General features: G+C 70.8%; 18 protein-coding genes and 2 pseudogenes. 9 read left to right on the plus strand and 11 right to left on the minus strand.

What is annotated here, in order from left to right:
• The first annotated feature begins 326 nt into the window (after window positions 1-326).
• Together Q2K21_RS33610 and Q2K21_RS33615 are read left to right on the plus strand one after the other, a co-directional pair.
• Entirely contained in the window at window positions 327-1,085 is a 759-nt protein-coding gene (locus Q2K21_RS33610) for a CHAP domain-containing protein (RefSeq protein WP_310779177.1), read from the plus strand.
• Window positions 1,086-1,150: 65 nt separating this feature from the next.
• The gene (locus Q2K21_RS33615; RefSeq protein ID WP_310779180.1) at window positions 1,151-2,113 is read left to right on the plus strand and encodes a helix-turn-helix transcriptional regulator; all 963 of its coding nucleotides are present in this window, start codon (window positions 1,151-1,153) and stop codon (window positions 2,111-2,113) included.
• A gap of 31 nt (window positions 2,114-2,144) precedes the next feature.
• Here the strand turns inward: Q2K21_RS33615 and Q2K21_RS33620 are convergent, their stop codons facing one another.
• Together Q2K21_RS33620 and Q2K21_RS33625 are read right to left on the minus strand one after the other, a co-directional pair.
• Window positions 2,145-2,639 carry an NUDIX hydrolase gene (locus Q2K21_RS33620; RefSeq protein WP_310779183.1) on the minus strand — a complete coding sequence of 165 codons (495 nt, stop codon included), beginning with the start codon at window positions 2,637-2,639 and terminating at the stop codon, window positions 2,145-2,147.
• A 465-nt stretch (window positions 2,640-3,104) separates the two neighbouring features.
• Window positions 3,105-3,305, minus strand: a complete 201-nt coding sequence (locus Q2K21_RS33625; protein ID WP_310779186.1) for a hypothetical protein — start codon at window positions 3,303-3,305, stop codon at window positions 3,105-3,107.
• A 321-nt stretch (window positions 3,306-3,626) separates the two neighbouring features.
• Here Q2K21_RS33625 and Q2K21_RS33630 point away from each other — a divergent pair, with 321 nt between their 5' ends.
• The 3 genes and pseudogenes from Q2K21_RS33630 (at window position 3,627) to Q2K21_RS33640 (ending at window position 5,631) form a co-directional block, all read left to right on the plus strand.
• The gene (locus tag Q2K21_RS33630) at window positions 3,627-3,869 is read left to right on the plus strand and encodes a hypothetical protein (protein ID WP_310779189.1); all 243 of its coding nucleotides are present in this window, start codon (window positions 3,627-3,629) and stop codon (window positions 3,867-3,869) included.
• 289 nt (window positions 3,870-4,158) lie between these two features.
• Window positions 4,159-4,752: pseudogene (locus Q2K21_RS33635) on the plus strand (protein kinase domain-containing protein); the annotation flags it as partial.
• Window positions 4,753-5,175: 423 nt separating this feature from the next.
• Entirely contained in the window at window positions 5,176-5,631 is a 456-nt protein-coding gene (locus Q2K21_RS33640) for a hypothetical protein (RefSeq protein WP_310779192.1), read from the plus strand.
• 67 nt (window positions 5,632-5,698) lie between these two features.
• Here the strand turns inward: Q2K21_RS33640 and Q2K21_RS33645 are convergent, their stop codons facing one another.
• Complete coding sequence (locus Q2K21_RS33645; protein WP_310779195.1) at window positions 5,699-7,258, minus strand: recombinase family protein; 1,560 nt, start codon at window positions 7,256-7,258, stop codon at window positions 5,699-5,701.
• A 110-nt stretch (window positions 7,259-7,368) separates the two neighbouring features.
• Between Q2K21_RS33645 and Q2K21_RS33650 the strand changes: the two genes are divergently transcribed.
• Entirely contained in the window at window positions 7,369-9,012 is a 1,644-nt protein-coding gene (locus Q2K21_RS33650) for a DNA repair helicase XPB (protein WP_310779198.1), read from the plus strand.
• Between the two features lie 22 nt (window positions 9,013-9,034).
• On the opposite strand, the gene Q2K21_RS33655 is transcribed toward Q2K21_RS33650, so the two are convergent.
• Window positions 9,035-9,223, minus strand: a complete 189-nt coding sequence (locus Q2K21_RS33655; RefSeq protein WP_310779201.1) for a hypothetical protein — start codon at window positions 9,221-9,223, stop codon at window positions 9,035-9,037.
• A 599-nt stretch (window positions 9,224-9,822) separates the two neighbouring features.
• On the opposite strand from Q2K21_RS33655, the gene Q2K21_RS33660 reads away from it, so the two are divergent.
• Window positions 9,823-11,805 (plus strand): HelD family protein, encoded by a 1,983-nt coding sequence (locus tag Q2K21_RS33660; protein WP_386275914.1) that lies wholly within the window; start codon window positions 9,823-9,825, stop codon window positions 11,803-11,805.
• Window positions 11,806-11,838: 33 nt separating this feature from the next.
• On the opposite strand, the gene Q2K21_RS33665 is transcribed toward Q2K21_RS33660, so the two are convergent.
• Window positions 11,839-12,528 (minus strand): copper homeostasis protein CutC, encoded by a 690-nt coding sequence (locus tag Q2K21_RS33665; RefSeq protein WP_310779207.1) that lies wholly within the window; start codon window positions 12,526-12,528, stop codon window positions 11,839-11,841.
• A gap of 103 nt (window positions 12,529-12,631) precedes the next feature.
• Window positions 12,632-13,080 (minus strand): annotated as a pseudogene (locus Q2K21_RS33670) (hypothetical protein).
• Between the two features lie 46 nt (window positions 13,081-13,126).
• On the opposite strand from Q2K21_RS33670, the gene Q2K21_RS33675 reads away from it, so the two are divergent.
• Window positions 13,127-13,786 carry an HD domain-containing protein gene (locus Q2K21_RS33675; protein WP_310779210.1) on the plus strand — a complete coding sequence of 220 codons (660 nt, stop codon included), beginning with the start codon at window positions 13,127-13,129 and terminating at the stop codon, window positions 13,784-13,786.
• A 73-nt stretch (window positions 13,787-13,859) separates the two neighbouring features.
• Here Q2K21_RS33675 and Q2K21_RS33680 read toward each other — a convergent pair whose 3' ends face one another.
• The 5 genes from Q2K21_RS33680 to Q2K21_RS33700 form a co-directional block, all read right to left on the minus strand.
• Window positions 13,860-14,387 carry a hypothetical protein gene (locus tag Q2K21_RS33680; protein ID WP_310779213.1) on the minus strand — a complete coding sequence of 176 codons (528 nt, stop codon included), beginning with the start codon at window positions 14,385-14,387 and terminating at the stop codon, window positions 13,860-13,862.
• Window positions 14,384-15,856, minus strand: coding sequence for a sensor histidine kinase (locus Q2K21_RS33685; protein WP_310779216.1), 1,473 nt, complete (start codon window positions 15,854-15,856; stop codon window positions 14,384-14,386). The genes Q2K21_RS33680 and Q2K21_RS33685 overlap by 4 nt, the downstream gene beginning before the upstream one ends.
• 7 nt (window positions 15,857-15,863) lie before the next feature.
• On the minus strand, window positions 15,864-16,544 hold the full coding sequence (locus Q2K21_RS33690) for a response regulator transcription factor (protein ID WP_310779219.1): 681 nt from the start codon (window positions 16,542-16,544) through the stop codon (window positions 15,864-15,866).
• A gap of 79 nt (window positions 16,545-16,623) precedes the next feature.
• Window positions 16,624-18,309, minus strand: coding sequence for a murein biosynthesis integral membrane protein MurJ (gene murJ / locus Q2K21_RS33695; RefSeq protein WP_386275905.1), 1,686 nt, complete (start codon window positions 18,307-18,309; stop codon window positions 16,624-16,626).
• Window positions 18,306-19,490: a lipid II:glycine glycyltransferase FemX gene (locus Q2K21_RS33700; RefSeq protein ID WP_310779224.1), complete on the minus strand. Its 1,185-nt coding sequence runs from the start codon at window positions 19,488-19,490 to the stop codon at window positions 18,306-18,308. The genes murJ and Q2K21_RS33700 overlap by 4 nt, the downstream gene beginning before the upstream one ends.
• Before the next feature lie 279 nt (window positions 19,491-19,769).
• Here Q2K21_RS33700 and Q2K21_RS33705 point away from each other — a divergent pair, with 279 nt between their 5' ends.
• Window positions 19,770-20,972, plus strand: coding sequence for a L,D-transpeptidase (locus Q2K21_RS33705; RefSeq protein ID WP_310781375.1), 1,203 nt, complete (start codon window positions 19,770-19,772; stop codon window positions 20,970-20,972).
• Window positions 20,973-21,129: the final 157 nt, after the last annotated feature.

The raw sequence follows: 21,129 nt of genomic DNA on the forward strand, positions 1-21,129 counted from the left end.
CACCGCGAGCTCCTCCCCCCGCCCGTGCGCGCCCTGCGCCGCTCCCGCCGGACGAGCAAGACACACGAGAGGGACAGCGGGCTGCTCCTGAGGTCTGCCCGGCGTCTCCGCGTCTCCCCCGTCCCAGAAGGTGTCCGGCGTCCCGTTCCGGACGCCGAATGCAGCCCGGACAAGCCGCTGACCAGGCCGGACAGTGGAGCCATGTCCCGGACATGTCCTGGACACCTCAACCTCTTGAGCACCCCGAACACCCCCGGCCAGCCTTTCGGTCTGTCAGCCGGACCCGCCCTCGGGTCCGGTACGGATCAGACGGAAGGAAGCACGCAATGTTCGCGAAGAACACGGCGAAGACCACGGCCGTCGCGGGGACGGCCCTGGCCATGTCACTGGGGAGCCTCGTCATGGCCGCCCCCGCCCAGGCGGCGACCTCGCCGGGGCCGGCGATCGCCAAGCAGGCTCTGGGCCAGTACACGAGCACCAACGCGGAGGTGCAGAAGCGGAAGTTCGAGGGCGACGCCAAGGACGGCGACACCGAGAAGAACAACTGCAACTTCTACACCGGCTTCTGGACGGCGAAGGCCAACCTCCGCTGGGACCGCACCAGTGCCCCCCGCACCGGCACGATCACCAACCACCAGGCGTGCGGAACGAGCAAGGGCTACATGTACATCAAGGTCAACGGCGTCTGGAAGAAGACCTGGACCAGCGTCAAGTGGACCTCGCGCGCCTGGTGCGCGGACTTCGCCAAGTACACCTGGTACTGGGGCGAGGCGAAGATCACCGACCTGAACGCGTCGGCCGACTCCTTCCGCCTGTACGGCAAGAAGAACCACACCTGGCACACCAAGGCCGAGGTGAAGAGGCCGACGAACCCGTACAAGCCGAAGCCCGGTGACGTCGTGAGCTACGACAACAACGGTGACGGCAAGGCCGACCACGTGGGCGTGGTGACCTCGTACAACTCCGCCAGGAAGATGTACCACTCGGTGGAGGGCAACACCTCTCTCGAGCAGCTCACCTACAAGAAGGATCAGCGCGCCACTGCGGGCAGGGTCATCGGCTTCACCTCGCCGGTGGCGCGGTAGCCGTCCGGTGATGTTGTCCTGAAAGCACTTTGTCCCATGGCAGGCCCACGACAAGTATGGGCCCCATGGGACAAAGGTCGCTCGCGTTGCAGGAGTTACGGACCGCGGCTGAGCTGAACGCGGAGCTGCGCGAGCTGAAGGCGCGCTCCCGGCTGACGTACCGACAGCTGGAGGAGCACGCCGCCCGGCAGGGTGAGCTGTTGCCGCGCAGCACGTTGGCCGACGTGCTGCGCAACGGCTCGCTGCCGCGGCCGGAGCTGCTGGCCGCGTTCGTCCGCGCGTGCGGGGAGGGCGAGGACGTGGATGAATGGCTGGCCGCCCGGCAGCGGGCCGCCGAGGCTCAGGAGCCGCCCCCGGACGGCGACCCCGCGCCGGAGAAGGCCCCGGGTCCGGTCCGCTGGCTCATGGGCGCCCGGCGTACGCGCGTCGTGGCCGTGTCCGTCACCGCCGCCGTCGCGCTGATCACGACCGCGTCCTGGGCCCTGCGTGACTCCGGCGACTCGGGGACGCCCGACGACCGGACCTCGGCCGAGCCGACGGCCGAGGCCGCGCAGCTGCCGCACGATCCGGTCCTCATCCGGCCGCTCGGTTCCCCCGGCCTGTGTGTGACGGACGGAAAGGTTGCGGACGGGCGGTACGACTCCCTCGTCGCCGTGCAGCGCCCCTGCGACGAGACGGCGCCGCAGACCACGACCCTGGATCCGCTGGGCCAGGGCGCCCACCACATCTCCTGGTACCGCCCCGGCCAAGGGAAGGGCTGCCTGAAGGAGCTCACCTCCGGGCCCGGCAAGGGGCTGCTCGAACCGTGGGACAACTGCGACCCGACGACCGCCTTCCGCTTCGTGCCCACGAAGCCCGAGAAACCGAAGAAAACCGGGAAGGCCGCTGTCCGGACCTATCTGATCCATGTGACCGACGAGAGGTGCGTAGGCATCAAGGACGCGAGCAGCGCCGCAGGCGCTGAGGCCGTCGTCGAACCCTGCACGGGCACGGACGCCCAGCTCTTCGTCGTCGAAGCCGCGCTTTGATCGCCGGGGCGGATGCCGTGACCGGGCCGGGTCATCGGGTCGGATCGGCCAGGTAACGCTCCAGAGCCTCGACACCATCGGGTACGAACGGCCACCGCCGAAGCGCGTCCCGCATCTCGCGTTCAGCGACCCACCCGTGCCAGGCGATCTCCGACGGATCAGGGGCGATGTCCTCGGTGATGACGGCTTCGTGGACGCCGAGCCAGTATGGGCTGATCACCCCGTGGCAGAGGAACTTGAAGAGGAACCGAACCGGCGCCCGCACGCCCAGTTCCTCGGCGAGTTCGCGGGCCGCCGCCTGCTCGTACGACTCCCCGACGTCCGCGGCTCCGCCGATCAACCAGTTGTACTGCCCCGGGAACCGGGACAGGTGCCGCTGTCTGCGATGCACCAGGATGCGGCCCTCCGGGTCCCGGCAGACGGTCGTCGCGACGCGGTGCAGCAGGCGGTTCGCGATGGCCTCGTCCCGGTCCACCACCCCGAGCACCCGGTCATGCTCGTCGACCCGTTCCACCAGTTCACCCATGGCACTCACGATCGCAGAAGCGCATACCGGTGGCCGAGCTCACGAACGACCAGCGGTGGGGATCGGTGATCACTGACCAAGCCATCACCACGCTGTGCGGCCTGCCTGAGAGCCGGGAATCCGGCCATCGATCCAAGGCGACGGACAGCAGCGACCCCCGGCACGCCTTCCAGGGGGCGCCGCCAGTCTCAGAATCACCGCGCGGTTGGCAGCGTTCGAGCCTTCAACCTTCTGATCCGTAGGATCGGGCAGCCTCTTCTTCCGGGGCTTCGCCTTCCTTCTTCTGATCCGTAGGATCGGGCAGCCTCTTCTTCCGGGGCTTCGCCTTCCTTCGAGCTGATCGCCGACGGCTGTGCTCCTTGGCCTCTGTGTGCCGACGTTGCCGTCAGGGCTGCCGTTAGCTCCGAACAGATGACACCGCTGCAGCGACGCTTTGGAGAGGGTTAGGACGCAGCGTGTGACGGCTCACGAGAGGACCCGCGTGAGCGCGCCCGTCGGAGCGGCGGCGAGAGTGAGAACTGCCGCGAAGGTGGCAGCGGCCCTCAACAACGCGGTCGGATAGGTGGCACCGTCGAGACGGGCGAGCTTCCCCGCGCCGGCGGCGGCCAGCAGCGCGACGAGGACCACCAGCGAGATGGCGAACAGAACGACGGTGAGGTGGGACACGGCTGACTCCAAGTATCCGATGGGCGTTGACAATCCCGAAGTTCTCGGAAGGCGTGTCCGCTGTGGTACGACCGGACGAAGATGAACACCGGTGAACACTCAACCAGTCGGAAGACTCGGGCGGAGTCCCGTACCCGACACGCGTCGATCATCTCGGGCTCGGTGAGCAGCCTGGCAGGCAGTTCCTGCGGCCCGTCGGCGTCGGGCATTGAGTGGCTCCCCACTGCGAGGGCTACGCAACGTCGCTAGGTCTCTACTTGCCGCGATGTTACCCAAGTTGGGTAATCAGTCTGACCTTTTGACGGCGGTCCCTGGATCGCGATGCTCCTGTGCATGGCGAGCAACCAGCAGACCAGACCAGGCATCGGTGAACTGGCGAAGGACAGTGCCAGTGGACGTATCGGCGTCGTCATGGGTGAGGTCGGCGGCCGTGTGCAGATAAGGCCGATCGGCGGCGGCACTGAGTGGGATGCCCTGCCGGACAGCGTGGTGGCGCGGAGTGCGCGGGAGGAACTGAGCGCACGCCTGGCCATCAGGAACGGCAACAGTCGGGACGGGCTGTGATGCGCGCCATCGGTCGGTACGCAGGAGTCCTGTTCATCATCATGATCAGCGGGTCGTGCGGCCTGGTGATCGGCATGGCTCTCGCCACCGGCCAGTAGACCGGCTGCCCCGGACGGGTGCCAGTTCCCCGGCTCCCCCTTTCCCCGTCCGGGGGGCCCTCCAAGCCCGCCTCTTGGTCGTTCTCAGGCCAAGGCTCGGCGACCGATGCGGGCGGTAAGTGCCATGCACCGCCACACACAAGGAGTAGTCGCATGACGGCAACGGCGAACGATCAGAGGACCGGTCGCGCGCGTACGGCGAGTGGGAATGCGGGACGTGGAACTTCCAGCCGTGGCACGAAGGGCCGGACCTGTACCGACTGTGGGAGCCCTACCGTAGCCAAGCCTCGTCCATCGAACCGCACGCCAAGGTGGCGCTGGGTTGCGTGGAGGCGCTGGCTCAACTTCACGCCAAGGGTTGGGCCCACGGTGACGTACAGCCCGCCCACTTCATCATCGGGTCAGAGCGGACCCACCTCATCGACCTGGCCCTTGCTCGGGGCGGACACGTGCCCGAGGGGTACGACTTCCCGTTCCGTGGCTGCCTGGTCCACTACGAGGCACCGGAGATCGCGCGCAGCGTGCTCGCCACGGGGGAAGCCGAGCCGACGCAGGAAGCGGACATCTACGCCCTCGGTGCCTCCCTGCTCATCTGTGCCACAGGCTGGCGGGCGGTCGAGTACCCGGACGACGCTCCGCGCCCTGTCCAGAGAGAGGCCGTGGCGAACGGCAAGCGTCGCCCCGTGAAGGCGGCCGGTGAGCTGGGAGAACTGATCGACGCCATGCTCAGCCACGCTCCCGAGGACAGGCCCACCATCTACGAGGTGGGCAAGGCCCTGAGCTGATCCCGAAGCGCCGATTCCTCCGGCGTCAATCGCACGGCCAAGACCGACAACGCAAAGACCGGACCACCCCTCAGCCTGGACAGCATTCCGGGTGGTTCGGTCACGGAATCCCTGATCAGGACCCCGGTGCCGATGGCACCGGGGCAGTTGGCGTGCTCGGATGCGGCTGCTGCTGCAACCCCGGTTTCATGTTGTCGAGTTGGAGAGGGTTTTGACCTGAGCCACCGAAAGTCAGCCACGACGATGGGTGCGCCGGCTGAGCGTCCGTCACGTGTGCTTCCAGCAACTCCGTACCGGCCTCAGCCACGCTTCTTCCATACATCACGGGCCGCACCTCGATCCGGCCTGGGCGTTGCCGCCGTGGCCCGGCAACTGGGCTCGGACTGCGGCTCTGCGGGCCATGCGGCTTTGAACGGTGGGCGGTTGGGTGGCGCGGTCGTGCTTGGCGGGGTCGCCGCGGCCATTCGGCGGCTTTTCGGTGAGCGGTCACCGATCCAATCCGGCGGCGCCTCCGACCACCTTGAAGCGCTGCCCCGGTCGAGCAGCCTGCCGGTCGTGATCTCCGGTCCTGAATCCGTCCGAGCGGGGTTGCTGACGGCCGCGCCTCGCTATGACCCCAAGCCCATCGTTCGCGTCGCGTTCCGTCTCGCGGACGCTTACGACCTCGGCGGCTTCCGCCTCAGCTCCGCCTCGTGGGACCTCGCGGAATCCGTCCCGGCGCTGAGGTCCGCACTCGCGCACCCTCCCGGTGATGCTCTCTGCGAGCTCGCAGCAGGGACAGTTGAGTTCACCACCCGCGACGGTGCCACGCTGTCCTACTGCCGCCCCTCGATCAAGGTCGTCGGCCCCTGGCGCAAGAGTGACCAACACGCAGCCTGACCCCGGCCGCATACAAGGGCGCCCCCACCTCGCCCGGTGGGGGCGCCCTCTCCTGTGTCCGGCGGCGTCAGCCTTCGTCTTCCTCGGCCGTCTCGACCTGCCCGACCTTCTTCTCCGCTGCCGTCCGCCGCATGTGCCCTTCCTCACCGAAGTGCACTGACAACCGCGATGTGTCCAGCTTCTTCCCGCCGCGCCGCGCGGGTGCCACCTCCACGTAGCCGCCCGCGTTCAACAACAGGTCTCGCTTACCGGTCACGTCCGAGCGCTTCCACTGCTCGGCGTGCGTCTCGCCGGTCGGCTCCGCCTTCACGCCGCCTGGCTTCGCCGTTCGCTGCTTATCTTTCAGGGACGCCAGGCGGTCCTCCAGCTTGGCGTACTGCTCCACGTACCGGATCGCACCGTCATCTCCCTTGAACAGACCTCGGTCGTACCGGTCTTTCTGCAGGTCGGCCAACGCTTCCTCGGCCTGCCGGATCTGGGGACGGAAGTCCTCGCCCACCTCCTGGACCATCCGCATCACGGGGAGGTGCCCGTACTTCGCAAGAAACTGCTCAGTGACGTGCTCCTCAGTGGTCACCCCTGCCACGGTCGGCCCGTAGCACTTCTCGCCCGGCTTCTCCTCCCCCTTGGCCGCCCGCTGGCGGTACTTCAGCGGACCGATGCACCGGTACCGCAGCTGACCGTTGCGCCCGCTGAAGGTGTACATGCGCTCACCGCAGACTCCGCAGTGCATGATGCCGCGCAGTAGCGACGTCCCCTCCCGGCGCTTCTCACCGGGATTGGCCCGGCGCTTCAGCTCGTCCTGGAGTGCCTGCCAAGTGTCCGTGTCGAGAATCGGTGGACGGTTGACCAGGGGCAGCCCGTCCGTTCGCAGGATCGGCTTTCCGTCCTCGATGACCTGGCCGAGCAACTGCGGATTGCTCAGCAGGCTGCGCAGAGTCGTCGTGTACCACTGCTTGGAGTCGCTGCGCTTGCCCGTGGTCTGGCGTGAGGTGTGGCCGGGCGACGGGACGCCCTCCTTGTTGAGGTCGTTGATGATCTGCATGAGCGAGTCCTTGGCAAGGACTTGCTCCACGATCCTCCTGATCGTCTTGGCCTCGTCCTCGTTGACCGCGAGAACCTTGCCCGCCCCGTTCGGGTTGGGAACAACCATGTACCCGTACGGGACCCGGCCCCCGGTGTAGCGGCCCTCGCGGCGCAGGTGCTCGTGCGCGCTGGACACCCGCATGCCGATGGTGTCGGACTCCAGCTCCGCGAAGACGGCGATCACCTTCGCCATGGCCCGGCCCATGGACGACGTGAGGTCGAGGGGCTCCGTCGCTGACGCGAGCGCGACGCTCTGATGCTCGGCAAGCCGCATGATCTCCGCGAAGTCGACCGTCGAGCGTGCGAGCCGGTCGATCTTGAAGAACACGATCACGTCCAGCTCGGCGAGCCTGGTCAGGATGCGTTGCAGACCCGGCCGGTCGAGGCCCCGCGAGAAACCGGAGACATCGATGTCCTCCTCGACGAATATGACGTCCCAGCCACGCGCCTCACACAGTGCCTCGCACGCCGCTCTCTGGCGCTCGGGAGAAGTCGTCTCGTCCGTTTCACGCGATAGGCGAACATAGATAGCGGCGCGCATCCCCGGCGCGTCGGCCGGTACGCCCTTCCGGCGCCGGGCACGGGGCATAGCCCGCGCCGCTGGCAGGTGTGGTGTCCGTCACGGTGACAATCCTATCCGCGGAGGTATGCGTGTCCTGCCTAATCGTCCAGTCCGACAAGACGCTGCTCCTCGAAGTCGATCACGAGCAGGCCGACGCATGCCGTCGGGCCATCGCGCCGTTCGCCGAGCTGGAGCGGGCGCCCGAGCACATCCACACCTATCGGGTGACCCCGCTCGGACTCTGGAACGCGCGGGCCGCCGGTCACGACGCCGAGCAGGTCGTGGACGCGCTCGTGCAGTACAGCCGGTATCCGGTGCCGCACGCGCTGCTCGTCGACATCGCCGAGACCATGGACCGGTACGGGCGGCTGACCCTCACCAAGCACCCGGCCCACGGACTGGTCCTGACGACCACCGACCGGCCCGTCCTCGAAGAGGTGCTGCGGTCGAAGCGGATCGCTCCGCTGGTCGGGGCCCGGATCGAGCCGGACATCGTCGCCGTCCATCCCTCCGAGCGCGGGCAGATCAAGCAGGTGCTGCTGAAGCTGGGCTGGCCCGCCGAGGATCTCGCGGGGTACGTGGACGGCGAGGCGCATCCGATCGAGCTGCACGAAGACGGGTGGACGCTGCGGCCCTACCAGAAGCAGGCCGTCGAGAACTTCTGGCACGGCGGCAGCGGAGTCGTCGTGCTGCCCTGCGGCGCCGGCAAGACCCTCGTCGGCGCCGGGTCCATGGCCCAGGCCAAGGCCACCACCCTCATCCTGGTCACCAACACCGTCTCCGCCCGGCAGTGGAAGCACGAGCTGGTGAAGCGGACCTCGCTCACCGAGGACGAGATCGGGGAGTACTCCGGTACGCGCAAGGAGATCCGGCCCGTCACCATCGCGACGTACCAGGTGCTGACGACCAAGCGGAAGGGCGTCTATCCGCACCTGGAGCTGTTCGACTCCCGCGACTGGGGGCTCATCGTCTACGACGAGGTGCACCTGCTGCCCGCGCCCGTCTTCAAGTTCACGGCCGACCTCCAGGCGCGCCGGCGGCTCGGGCTGACGGCGACGCTGGTGCGGGAGGACGGCCGTGAGTCGGATGTCTTCTCCCTCATCGGGCCCAAGCGCTTCGACGCTCCCTGGAAGGAGATCGAGGCCCAGGGGTACATCGCGCCCGCCGACTGTGTGGAGGTGCGGGTCAACCTCACCGAATCCGAGCGGCTCGCGTACGCCACCGCCGAGACCGAGGAGAAGTACCGCTTCTGTGCGACCACCGACACCAAGCGGAAGGTGACCGAGGCGCTGGTGCGGCGCTTCGCCGGGCAGCAGATCCTCGTCATCGGGCAGTACATCGACCAGCTGGACGAGCTGGGTGAGCATCTGGGCGCGCCCGTCATCAAGGGCGAGACCTCCAACGCCCAGCGCGAGAAGCTCTTCGACGCCTTCCGCGAGGGTGAGATCAGCGTGCTCGTCGTCTCCAAGGTCGCGAACTTCTCCATCGACCTGCCGGAGGCGACCGTCGCCATCCAGGTGTCGGGAACGTTCGGGTCGCGGCAGGAGGAGGCGCAGCGGCTGGGCCGGGTGCTGCGGCCGAAGGCCGACGGGCATCAGGCGCACTTCTACTCGGTCGTCGCCCGGGACACCATCGACCAGGACTTCGCCGCCCACCGCCAGCGCTTCCTGGCGGAACAGGGGTACGCCTACCGGATCATGGACGCGGACGAGCTGCTGGCCGAGGAGAGCTGAACGACGACGTCCGCAGTCGCCGCTACCGGCGGCTGCGGACGCCCGCCTCTTCGCCGTACTCGCCGAGGAGGATCACGTCTATCGCGGCGCCCACGAACACCCTGAGGGCACGCAGGGCGTCGCCGAGGCGATGGTGATGGTGGTCACCGTCGAGAGCCGTCGCACCGGACGGCGGGCCGTGCCCGGCTGGTGTGAAGGTTGCTGCACTCATGTCTCCATGGTGGAACCCCGTGCCCCGAATGGCGTCGGACCAGGGACGTAACCTGCGCGGCTCTCGTGTCCCCCTGGAGTCCCGCTCCCGTAGTACTCCGGAGGGACGCCGTCCCCTAGGGAACCCGGGGTGGCGACCCCGAGATGCCCGGCCGTCCGGTGGGCCCCGCGTCCGTGGATGCCGGGACGAGGGCGTGGGCTACCGCATCCGTGGATGGCGGGACGAGGGCGTGGGCTACCGCATCCGTGGATGGCGGGACGACCGATCGCCCCGCGTCCACAGCTGCCCGGAAATCCATTGGCCCCGTATCCGCCCGTCACCTAGAATCCCCTCTCTTGCCCGCCTCCCTTCACGGAGAGCCACCGTCCGGACGGAAACCGGACGGCAGTACCGCCACCAGTCACCGCGACAGCGGCCGGTGTCCGCACCCCCGACCGGCCCCCGCCACGCCCCGGAGGCACCTTTCCGTGTCCACGCCGTCCACGCCGTCCACCCCCTCCACCCCGTCCGCGCCCGCCCCCGGCCCCGACCCGTCCGGCCCCGGCCCTCTCGCCCGCGAGCGCTCCCACCTCACCGCCTCCCGGGCGGCGCTGCGCGCGATGCGCGAGGACGTGGAGAACCTCGACATCAGCGATGTCACCGCGAACTGGGTCAACGCCGAGGTGCTGGCCCGCCAGATCGACGAGCGCATCAAGGCCCTCGCCGACCTCAGCCACACCCCGCTCTTCTTCGGCCGGCTCGACTACCTTCACGCGCCCGGCGCCGACCAGGCCGAGGGCGCCGAGGGCGAGAGGTTCTACATCGGGCGCCGGCATGTGCACGACGCCGACGGCGACCCGATGGTGATCGACTGGCGCGCGCCCGTCTCGCAGCCGTTCTACCGGGCCTCGAAGAAGGACCCGATGGACGTCGGGCTGCGCCGCCGCTTCGGCTACACCGGCGGCGACCTCACCGCCTATGAGGACGAGCACCTCTCCGACCCCGCCGAGGCGGCCACCACCAGCAAACTGCTCCAGCAGGAGATCGAGCGCCCGCGCGTGGGCCCGATGCGCGACATCGTGGCCACCATCCAGCCCGAGCAGGACGAGATCGTGCGGTCCGGGCTGTCGGGGACCGTGTGCGTGCAGGGAGGCCCGGGGACGGGCAAGACCGCCGTCGGCCTCCACCGCGTCGCCTACCTCCTGTACGCGCACCGCGAGCGGCTGGCCCGCACCGGCACCCTCGTCATCGGGCCGAACAAGTCCTTCCTGCACTACATCGAGCAGGTGCTGCCCGCCCTCGGCGAGTTGGAGGTCAGGCAGGCGACGGTGGACGACCTCGTCGCGCATGTCGAGGTGCGCGGGACGGACACCGCGGCCGCCGCCGTCATCAAGGGCGACGCACGCATGGCGGAGGTCCTGCGCCGGGCCGTGCGCTCGCACGTGACGATGCCGACCGAGCCGGTCGTGGTGGTGCGCGGCTCACGGCGCTGGCGCGTGCCCGCGTACGAACTGGAGGAGATCGTGCGGGAGTTGCTGGACCGGGACATCCGGTACGGCGCCGCCCGCGAGGCCCTGCCGCAGCGGATCGCGCACGCCGTGCTGGTCCAGATGGAGCGGTCGGGGGAGGCACCGGACGACCGCGTACAGGACGCCGTCGCCCGTAACGCCGCGGTGAAGGCGGCGGTCAAGGCGATCTGGCCGCCGGTCGATCCCGCCAAGCTGGTGCTGCGGCTGCTCACCGACGCCGACTTCCTCGCCGCGCACGCGGACGGGCTCCTCGACGAGGACGAGCGCAAGGAGATCCTCTGGGCGAAGCCGGTCCGGTCCGTGAAGTCCGCCAAGTGGTCCCCCGCGGACGCCGTGCTGATCGACGAGGCCACCGATCTGGTCCAGCGCACGCACTCGCTCGGGCACGTCGTGCTGGACGAGGCGCAGGACCTCTCGCCGATGCAGTACCGGGCGGTCGGGCGGCGCTGCACGACCGGTTCGGCGACCGTGCTCGGCGACCTCGCCCAGGGCACCACCCCCTGGGCGACGCGGAGCTGGCAGGAGGCGCTCGCCCACCTCGGGAAGTCCGAGGCGGTGGTCGAGGAGCTGACGGCCGGCTTCCGTGTGCCGACGGACGTGATCACGTACGCCTCCCGGCTGCTGCCGCACATCGCGCCGGGCCTCACGCCGGTCGCGTCGGTGCGTGAGAACCCCGGCTTCTTCGAGGTCCGCACGATCACGGACATCCGCGAAGTGGTGGCCGCCTGCGAGCAGTCGCTGCGCAACGAGGGCTCCACCGGTCTGATCGCCGCCGACGCCCGCGTCCCGGCGCTGGAGGAGGCGCTCACGGCGGCGGGGATCGCGTGTCTGTCCCCCGGTGCGGAGACGACGCAGGAGACCCGGCTGACCCTGGTCCCGGCCTCGCTCGCCAAGGGTCTGGAGTACGACTACGTGGTCCTCGACGAGCCCCGGGCCGTCGTGGACGGCGAACCGGACGAGCGCACGGGCCTGCGCCGCCTGTACGTGGCCCTGACCCGAGCGGTGTCGGGCCTGATCGTGACCCATGCGGCGCCACTGCCGACCCAACTGACCGAGGCTCCGCCGCTCCGGTAGGGGGGTCTTGGTGGCTGTCCGCAGCCTCGGCGGCTACCTGTCGACGGCCGTACGCCACTCCCGTACCGCCTCCGCCGAGACCGGCGCGGTCCAGCCGTGCGGGCGGGCCGCGCCGCCGATGTGGAACGCGCCGACGCCGGCCGCGCGCAGCCGCGGGACGTGGTCGAGGCGGAGGCCGCCGCCGACGAGGAGCCGCTGGGTGTAGCCGGGCTCTCCGCGCCGGGTGGCCTCGGCGAGCAGGGTGGGCAGGCCGTCGTCCACGCCGTCCGGCGAGCCCGCCGTGAGATAGGCGTCCAGGCCCGGCAGATCGGCGAGCTGCTTGCGCAGGGCGTCGCGGTCGGCGCAGTGGTCGATGGCGCGGTGGAAAGTCCAGCGGCAGCCGTCCAGCTCCGCGAGCAGCCGCTCCACGACGGCGAGATCGGGGCCGCCGGCCTCGTCGAGGAACCCGAGCACGAACTCGTCGGCGCCGGCCGCGCGCAGCTCGCGCGCGGCGCGTACGAGCGCCTCGACGTCACCGGCCGCGAACCCGTCCCGCAGCCGGAGCATCACGCGCAGCGAGATGCCGACGGCGGCGCGGATCGCGGCGAAGGTCTCCGCCGGCGGGGTGAGCCCGTCGGCGGCGATGTCGGTGACCAGTTCGAGGCGGTCCGCGCCTCCGGCCTGGGCGGCGACCGCGTCCTCGACGTCGAGGGCGATCACCTCCAGGACTGCACGCGTGCTCATAGGACCCCTTCCGTCGGTGCTCCCCAGGAGCGGCTACAGGTCTAGTCCAATCCAAGGGTACGACGGCGGGGTGCCGGGGGCGAGAAGATCGCCCGGGGGTGGATCAGCCGAAGATGTTCAGGTCCGCCTCCTCCACCCCCGCCAGCTCGTACCCCGCCCCGCGCACCGGGCGTCCCGCGTACAGCCGCACGAGGGTGGCGGCGTCACCGATGTACCGCGCGGGCGTCCGCTGCGCGGACATGTCTCCGAGCCGCAGCGGCTCGTCCACGTCGTCGAGGTCCGCGTGCAGCGGCAGGTGGCCCTTCTCCCGCGTCACCCGGACCAGCAGGGTCAGTGCGTCCGGCAGCCCCTCCCCGCGTACGCCCCCGGCTCGCCGAAGGTCTCCCGTACGTCACCGAGCACGTCCCGCACCGTCCACCAGGGACACGCGGCGGTCGGCAGCGAGAAGTCCGCGTCGGGCCGGGCCCGCAGCAGCGGTATCAGGGCGTCACGCTCGACGGCCGGCAGCCGCCCGGGCAGCTCGGGGTCCCGCTCCTCGTGTACGTCAGTCATGGGCTCCAAGGCAGGGGCCCCGGGTGCGGCGCGGGAGAATGACGCCATGGCCGATCTCGACGCGCTGCGCACCCGCTGGACCCGTGCCCTGGAAGGAGTCCGGGGACCGGCCGGCGGCCCCGACCCGGCCCCGTACGCCGACAACCTGCTCGCCCGCTGGCAGGAGCCGCAACGCCGGTACCACACGCTCGCGCACCTCACCGCGGTCCTCGACCACGTCGACGTACTGGAGACGTACGCGGACGACCCCGACGTCGTCCGTCTGGCCGCCTGGTTCCATGACGCGGTCTACCTGCCCGACCGCTCGGAGAACGAGGAGCGCTCGGCCCGCCTCGCCGAACGCGCGCTCCCGGAGGCCGGGGTCCCGCCGCGGAAGACGGCCGAGGTCGCCCGCCTGGTCCGCCTCACCGTCACCCACGACCCGGCCGAGGGCGACCGCGACGGCCAGGTGCTGTGCGACGCCGACCTGGCGATCCTGGCGGCACCCCCGTCCGCGTACGCGGCCTACACCGCCGCCGTGCGCGAGGAGTACCACTTCGTCCCGAACGACGCCTTCCGCACGGGCCGCGCCGCGATCCTGGGCCAACTCCTGGACCTGCCCCGGCTGTTCCGCACGCCGTACGGGGCGGCGGAGTGGGAGGCGACGGCGCGGTACAACCTGCGGTCGGAGCTGGATCTGCTGACGTCACAGGCCCGGCCGGAGTAGCGTGCATGGACGGGCGCTCCGGCGGTATGTCCCCAGAAGCCGGCCCCACCGCCGCACGAACAGTGTTGCCGGGCTAACAACGGGCCGGCGGGAGTGTTTCGTCGTCGCCCTTGATGATCACCGGCGCGCCTCCGTCGCCGCCCTCCACGTACGCGGCCGTGCACACCACCTGACGCACCGCCATCTTCCCGAGCCGCCGCACCGCGAGCGGGAGATCGATCGTCACCGTGCCGGAGTTCGTCTCCACCTCCACGCGGCCCTTCAGCTCCGGCAGCTCCGTGCGGAGCCCGGCCGCTCGCTCGTCCGCCTGCGGGCCGGCGAACAGCGCGGAGATGCGCTTCGGGCCGGCCACCGGCTCGGCATCGTCAGGAGGAACCCCGTCCGCTGCGACCTGCCGGACCACCGTCGTCAGGTGCTCCTCTTCGCCCTCTCCGACGACGAAGAAGAGGAGCACCTGCCCCTTGTAGTCGGGGGCCAAGAGGGTGGCCGGCCCGCCGACCTCGATGACGTCGGTCTCCTGCACTCCGCAGCCGGCGAGCAGGGCGGCCACCGTGGCACAGGCCGCGACGGCGCGGCCCACGGCGGGGCGCGGACGCTTCACGTCGTCTCCTCCTCGCCCCTCAGAGGTATCTCCACGGTGAACACGGCGCCGCCCGCCGGGCTGTTCGCGGCCCGGACCGTGCCTCCGTGCAGCCGTACGTTCTCCAGAGTGATGGCGAGGCCGAGACCGCTGCCCGCCGAGCGGGTGCGGGCCGCGTCCGCCTTGTAGAAGCGCTCGAAGATATGCGGCAGCACGTCCGCGGGGATGCCGGGGCCGCTGTCCGCGACCTCGGTGACGAGCCACCCGGCGTCCTTCGCCCCGCCCCCGTCACCGTGTGGCTCGGTGCGCAGCCGCACCACGACGGGCGCGCTTCCGTGCCGCAGTGCGTTGCCGACCAGGTTGGCGATGACGACGTCGAAGCGCCGGGGATCGAGCCGGGCCCGGATGCCGTCGGGCAGGTCGGTGACGACCTGTGCGGGATCGGTCCAGTGACGGCTCGCCAGGGTCTTGCGGATGGTCTGCGTGACGTCGACCTCGTCGGTGTTCAGCTCGGCGGCCCGGGCGTCGAAGCGGGAGATCTCCATCAGGTCCTCGACGAGGACGGCCAGTTTGCCCGTTTCCGCACTGATCAGCCGGACGGCCGCAGCGGTGTCCGGGGCGAGGTGGGCCGCATCCTCGTCCAGCACCTCGGTGACGGCGAGCATCCCGGCGAGGGGGGTGCGCAGTTCATGGGAGACGTCGGAGGCGAAGCGACGCGCGCGCGCCTCGGCCGCCCGCAGCTCGCCGACGGTCCGCTCCAGTTCGACGGCGGACTCGTTGAAGGTGCGGGCCAGGTCGGCGAGTTCGTCGCTGCCCTTGACCTGGATGCGGGTGTCGAGGCGACCGCTGCCCATGTTCCGCGCCGCCTTCCGCAGGTCGCGGACCGGACGCAGCACGCTGCGCGCGGCCAGCAACGCGGGGACGAGCGCCACCGCGAGCCCCGGGACGGCCCCGTCGCGGGCCGCGATGACCATGGCCCGGACGTTGGCGTCCTCCTCGTCCAGCCGCATCACGGCGTACACCACGAGCCCGGTGGGGCGCACGGTCTTCCCGGTCTGGAACACGGCCGGCATGGCGATGGTCAGCCATGGGACGCCGTTCTTGTCGACCCGCTGGAAGCCACCGCGGGGGTGGGCGAACGCGGCGTGGCGCAGCTCGGGGGTGATCACAGTGGAGACGGGGCTGTCACCGGAGGAGACCCGGACCGACCCGTACTCGGCGAACACCACCCATGTCCGGGGTTTGCCCTGCCGCGCCATCCCCTGCAACTGGGGGCGGAGGTACCGGGGTTCGACGGGAAACGATGTGCCCAGCTTCTGGACCCGCTCGCGGAAGGAGGAGACGGCCGTGTCCTGGGCCTGTTCGAGGATCGCCGTGCGCGCCGCGCGATAGGTCAGGGCCGCGGTGGTCACGGCACTGACGGCGGCGACCAGCAAAAACGCGAGCACCAGTCGGGCACGCAGCCCGATGCGGGCCTTCCGGCGGCTCACCACGACCTCACAGCGGTCCGAAGCGGTAGCCGAAGCCCCGCAGGGTCTGGATGTAGCGGGGGGTGCCGGGCATGTCCTCGATCTTGTTGCGCAGCCGGCGTACGCAGGCGTCGACCAGGCGGGCGTCGCCGTGGTAGCTGTGTTCCCAGACCTGCTCCAGCAGTTGCTGCCGGCTGAAGACCTGCTCCGGCGCGGCGGTCAGATACAGCAGGAGCTTGAGCTCGGAGGGGGCGAGCGCCACGCGTTCCCCGGACTTGGCGACGTTCAGCCCGGCACGGTCGATGGCGAGGTCGCCGTGGAACTCCACGGCGGGGCGTCCGCCCGGCTCGTCGATGCGGCGCAGTACGGCTCGGATGCGGGCCTCGATCACCTCGGTGCGGGCGGGTTTGACTATGTAGTCGTCGGCTCCTGCCTCAAGACCGACCACGACGTCGAAGTCGTCGCCGCGGGCGGTGAGCATGATGATCGGCAGTTGCCCCGCCTCGCGTACCTGACGGCAGACCTGGACCCCGTTCATGCCCGGCAGCATGAGGTCCAGGAGCAGCAGATCGGGCCGGAACTCACCGATGGCCGCGAGCCCGGCCTCCCCGGTGGGGGCGGTGCGCACCTCGTGCCCGCGGCGGCGCAGGCCGAGCTCGATCCCTTCGCGGACGGAGGCATCGTCTTCGATGAGGAGGACGCGTGGCATGTGTGGAGTATTCCATCCCGTCAAATGAAGTCAGCAACTGGTCAGTTGGCGTACAAAAGAGGTTTGCCGGGCGTGATCGTCAGGCCCGGCGGCGGAGTCTGCGGAGCACCGCCCCGAGGGCGGCCTCCAGTTCGGTCAGACGCAGGGGACGGGCCAGCAGCGCGAAAGTCACGAGGATGGCCGCCGCGCCCGCCGTCGCCGCCGCGAGCGGGCCGAGCGGGGCCGCGCGCCCGGCCGCGAGGTGGCCGAGCGCGGCGGCCGGGACCCCGGCGAGCAGCAGCCGGGCCAGGGCGGCCACGGACGCGGAACGCCACAGCCCGCCGCGCCCGGAGCCCGCCGTCACCGCGAGCCTGCGGTCCAGCACGTACGCGGTGACCGCCCAGCCCGCGAAGAGCGCCACCGAGTACGCCCCGGCCATGCCGGTGACCGCCCAGCGCGCGGGCAGCAGCAGACAAGCGGCCGCGGACAGACCCGCGTTGAGTGAGGCGATCACCAGGTTCAGCAGGAAGGGCGTGCGGGTGTCGGAGAGCGCGTAGAAGGCGCGGGAGAGGACGTACTGACCGGAGAAGGCGATCAGCCCCGGCGCGAAGGCCGCGAGCGCCCCCGCCATCACCGCGATGTCGTCCGCGCCGGTCCTGCCGTACTGGAAGACGAGCGCCATGACCGGCTCGGCGAGCGCGAGGAGCACGCACGCGGCGGGCACCACGGCGGCGGTGCTGGTGCGCAGCGCGTACGAGACGTCCCGGCGCACGCCCGCCGTGTCACCGTCGGCCGCCGCCCCGCTCATCCGCGGCATCAGCGCGGTGACCAGCGAGACGGTCACGATCCCGTGCGGCACGGCCCACAGCAGATACGCGTTGCCGTAAGCGCTGAACCCGGCCCCGCCATCGATCCCCTCGGCGGCCGCGCGCTGCCCCGCCACCGTGGCGAGCCAGGTCACCGCCCAGTACGCGAGCTGGTTGGTGAACACGAGCAGCACCAGCCAGCCCGCCGAGCGCAGCGGCCGGGACAGCCCGCTGCCCCGCCAGTCGAACCGGGGCCGCCAGCGGAAGCGCGCCGCGCGCAGGGACGGCAGCAGCGCCAGCGCCTGGACGGCGATCCCGGCCGTGGTGCCCCAGCCGAGCAGCGCGGTCTCGCCGGGCGTGAGCGTGCCCCCGGTACCGGCCGTCACCAGATACAGGCCGAACACGGCGATGACGACCACGTTGTTGAGGACCGGGGTCCACATCATGGCGCCGAACCGGCCCCGGGCGTTCAGCACCTGCCCGAGCAGGGTGAACAGACCGAGGAAGAAGATCTGCGGCAGGCAGTAGCGCGCGAAGGCGACCGTCGTCGTCGCCTGGGCCCCGGTGTAGTCGGTGTAGGCCGCGACGATCGCGGGCGCGGCCAACACCGCCCCGGCCGTGATCAGCAGCAGGGCCGCCGTGCAGACGGTGAGCAGCCGGTCGGTGTACGCGGCCCCGCCGTCCTCGTGCTCCTTGGCCGCCTTGACCAGCTCGGGGACGAAGACGGCGTTGAGCGCGCCGCCCATCAGCAGCGTGTAGACGATGTTGGGGACGGTGTTGCCGACCGCGTAGCCGTCGGCGGCAAGACCCATGCCGAGCGCGGCGGCGATCACGGCGGAGCGTACGAATCCGGTGGCGCGGGAGACGAGGGACCCGGCGGCCATGACCGCGCCGCTGCGCAGCACCGAGCCGGACCGCCGGCCCCTCGACTTCTCTGTCGTGGCGGTGGCGGCACTCGTGGGGGTCGCGGAGGCGCTCATCGGCGGGCCAGATACATCTGGAAGGCGCGGTACAGCGTGTGGTTGGCGGTGCCGTCCAAGGGTGTCTCCCATTCCCCCAGCGTCTCGACGACCTGGCCTCCGGTGCCGAGCTTCCAGCGCAGCAGCCCGAACGAGCGGTCGTCGGGGTCGAGGATGGAGGGTACGCCACGCATGTCGTAGACCTCCGCCCCCCGGGCGTGGGCGTCGAGCATCATCTGCCACTGGAGGGCGTTGGAGGGGCGGACCTCGCGGCGGTGGTCGGCGGAGGCCCCGGTCTGGTACCAGACCCGCCGACCCACGGTGATCATGGTGTGGGCGGCCAGTATCTCGCCCTGGTGGCGGGCGAGGTAGAGCTTCATCCGGCCCGGCTCCTCCGCGTTGAGGGCCGCGTACTGGCGCTCGTAGTACGCGAGCGAGCGGCCGAGGCGGAAGCCGTCGCGCTCCTCGGTGATCCGCAGCAGCCGGTAGAACGCGGCGAGTTCGGCCGGCCCACCCACCGTCACCTCGACGCCCGACTTGGCCGCCCGGCGGATGTTGCGCCGCCACTCCTGGTTGAGCCCGGACCACAGGTCGTCGCGGGTACGCCCGGCCAGCGGCACCCGGAAGACGTGGCGGGGCTGGGCGTCCCCGTCGTCGGTGTCCTCGCCGCAGCGCCGCCAGCCATGGGCCCGCAGCCGCTCGGCCACGACGGCGCCCAGGGGATCGACCTCGCAGGCGAGCACGTCGGCGAGGCGCCGCCCGGGGCCGGTTGCCGCCTTGAGTGCGGCGGCGTCCCACCGGCGGTAGTCGGGCGCGGGCCCGATGCGTACGGCGAAGGCTCCCGCGGCTCGCAGATGGCGCAGCAGCGGGGTGAGCCAGCCGTCGAGGTCCGGGTCGGCCCAGTCGGCGACCGGCCCCTCGGGCAGGTAGGCGAAGTACTTCCGGGTGCCGGGGAACTGACGCAGCAGCACCAACGCCACCCCGCTCAGCTCACCCGCCCGGGAGCCGGTCCCCGGCCCCCAACCGAGCAGCTGGGCCTGCCAGCCGTTCTTCACCGCGCCCCAGGAGGGGCACTGGAGAAAGCCCGGGGCCAGGGCGGAGCCGGTGCGGGATGCCAGGAAGGCGCGGTACGCCTCGGCGGAGACGGGCCCCAGCCGCGCTTCCTGCCGACCGCGGCTTGCCGTCACGAGCAGTGCTGACACTGCGCCTCCTCGGGTGCCGTTGGTGTCGAGTGGGAACCGAGCCGTGCAGCACGGAACACGAGAAAAATTCGCAGGCGCCCGTGACCGTGCCGCGCGGCGAATGTGACCGGACGATGACCGTTCCCCAGCAGTCGCTGTCACACGGCCGATATGCCGATGTCCTGCGCTTTTCGCGGCCTAGAGTCCCCTCGCGTCCTGCCGTCTTCCCGGCTTTCGACTTTCGCCTTTCGACCTTCCCGGAGGTTTCCGTTGCGCCAGACACGTGTCGGACCGATACGCGTGGGCCCGGTGCGGGTTCGCGCCGCCGCCACCGCCGCGGCAGCCGCCGTCCTGCTCACCGCCGCACTCTCCGCCTGCTCCGCCGACGGCGCGCCCGCGGCGAAGGCCGATTCGAAAGCCGGCGGGCACACGAGCGGCCGGCCCGCGACAGTCACCGTGACACCCCACGGCACGCGAGCGAAGGCCGGCGAGCCGGTCAAGGTGGCCGCGAGCGGCGGCACTCTCACCTCGGTCACCGTCACCGACGCCCGGGGCGGCAGGCTCACCGGCACGCTGTCGCACGACGGCCGGACCTGGACCTCGAACCGCAACGCCGTGCCCGGCACCACCTACACGGTCAAGGCGGCGACCCGCACGAAAGACGGCACGACGGGCGACGCCGACGCGTCGTTCACCACCGCGGCCGCCGACAAGGTCAACAAGGTGGACTGGCGGCCGGGCAGCAGCACCACGGTCGGCGTGGCCCAGCCGATCTCCCTGGTCTTCGACAACCCGGTGCGGAACAAGGCCGCGGTGGAGAAGCAGCTCAAGGTCACCACCTCGAACAACACCGAGGGCTCGTGGGGCTGGATGAAGGACTGGTCCGGCAAGGACCGGGTGGACTGGCGGCCCAAGGAGTACTGGCGGTCCGGCACCAGGGTGACCCTGGACGCGCGGCTGAACGGCACCGACTCGGGCACGGGCGGCGGCTGGTTCGTACGCGACTACAAGCTCGGTTTCACCGTCGGCGCTCGGCAGGTCGTCAAGGTCGACCTCGACAGCAAGCGGCTCACCATGGAACGCGACGGCAAAACGGTCCGGAGCTTCCCGGTCTCCGGCGGCACCCCCGGCCCCGACACGGGCTCCTGGCGCGGCACCGAGGTGGTGATGGCGAAGGAGGGCACGATCCGGATGAACTCCGAGACCGTGGGCCTCGGCAACGCCTACGACCAGAAGGTCGACTACTCGATGCGGCTGACCTGGTCGGGCACGTACGCCCACGCCGCGCCCTGGAACGCCGCCTACTTCGGCAGGGCCAACAGGAGCCACGGCTGCATCGGCATGAGCGACGCCAACGCCGCCTGGCTCTACGGGCATGCGCAGCTCGGCGATCCGTTCGAGGTCAAGGGCGCGGAGACCAAGGGCGAGGTGGCCCTGAACAACGGCTTCGGCGACTGGAACGTCGACTGGGACCAGTGGCGCGCCAAGAGCGCCCTGCGGTGACCGCCCTGCGGTGACCGGGACAGCCGGCCGGGAGCGGTGCGGGAGCGGTGCGGGAATGTGCCGGACAGGACCGAGGCCCCGGGGCACAGGACCGAGGCCCCGGGGCACAGGACCGAGGCCTCGTGGCCACGCGACCGAGGCCCTGTCATCGGACGAC

The organism is Streptomyces sp. CGMCC 4.7035 (assembly GCF_031583065.1).
Taxonomy (GTDB): Bacteria; Actinomycetota; Actinomycetes; order Streptomycetales; family Streptomycetaceae; genus Streptomyces; species Streptomyces yaanensis.

Bases quoted from the DNA above. Each gene is read 5' to 3' on its own strand.
- Q2K21_RS33610 (WP_310779177.1), top strand. From the start codon at position 327: ATGTTCGCGAAGAACACGGCGAAGACCACGGCCGTCGCGGGGACGGCC.
- Q2K21_RS33615 (WP_310779180.1), top strand. From the start codon at position 1,151: ATGGGACAAAGGTCGCTCGCGTTGCAGGAGTTACGGACCGCGGCTGAG.
- Q2K21_RS33620 (WP_310779183.1), bottom strand. From the start codon at position 2,639: ATGGGTGAACTGGTGGAACGGGTCGACGAGCATGACCGGGTGCTCGGG.
- Q2K21_RS33630 (WP_310779189.1), top strand. From the start codon at position 3,627: ATGCTCCTGTGCATGGCGAGCAACCAGCAGACCAGACCAGGCATCGGT.
- Q2K21_RS33645 (WP_310779195.1), bottom strand. From the start codon at position 7,258: ATGCGCGCCGCTATCTATGTTCGCCTATCGCGTGAAACGGACGAGACG.
- Q2K21_RS33655 (WP_310779201.1), bottom strand. From the start codon at position 9,223: ATGAGTGCAGCAACCTTCACACCAGCCGGGCACGGCCCGCCGTCCGGT.
- Q2K21_RS33660 (WP_386275914.1), top strand. From the start codon at position 9,823: ATGCGCGAGGACGTGGAGAACCTCGACATCAGCGATGTCACCGCGAAC.
- Q2K21_RS33665 (WP_310779207.1), bottom strand. From the start codon at position 12,528: ATGAGCACGCGTGCAGTCCTGGAGGTGATCGCCCTCGACGTCGAGGAC.
- Q2K21_RS33675 (WP_310779210.1), top strand. From the start codon at position 13,127: ATGGCCGATCTCGACGCGCTGCGCACCCGCTGGACCCGTGCCCTGGAA.
- Q2K21_RS33690 (WP_310779219.1), bottom strand. From the start codon at position 16,544: ATGCCACGCGTCCTCCTCATCGAAGACGATGCCTCCGTCCGCGAAGGG.
- murJ (WP_386275905.1), bottom strand. From the start codon at position 18,309: ATGAGCGCCTCCGCGACCCCCACGAGTGCCGCCACCGCCACGACAGAG.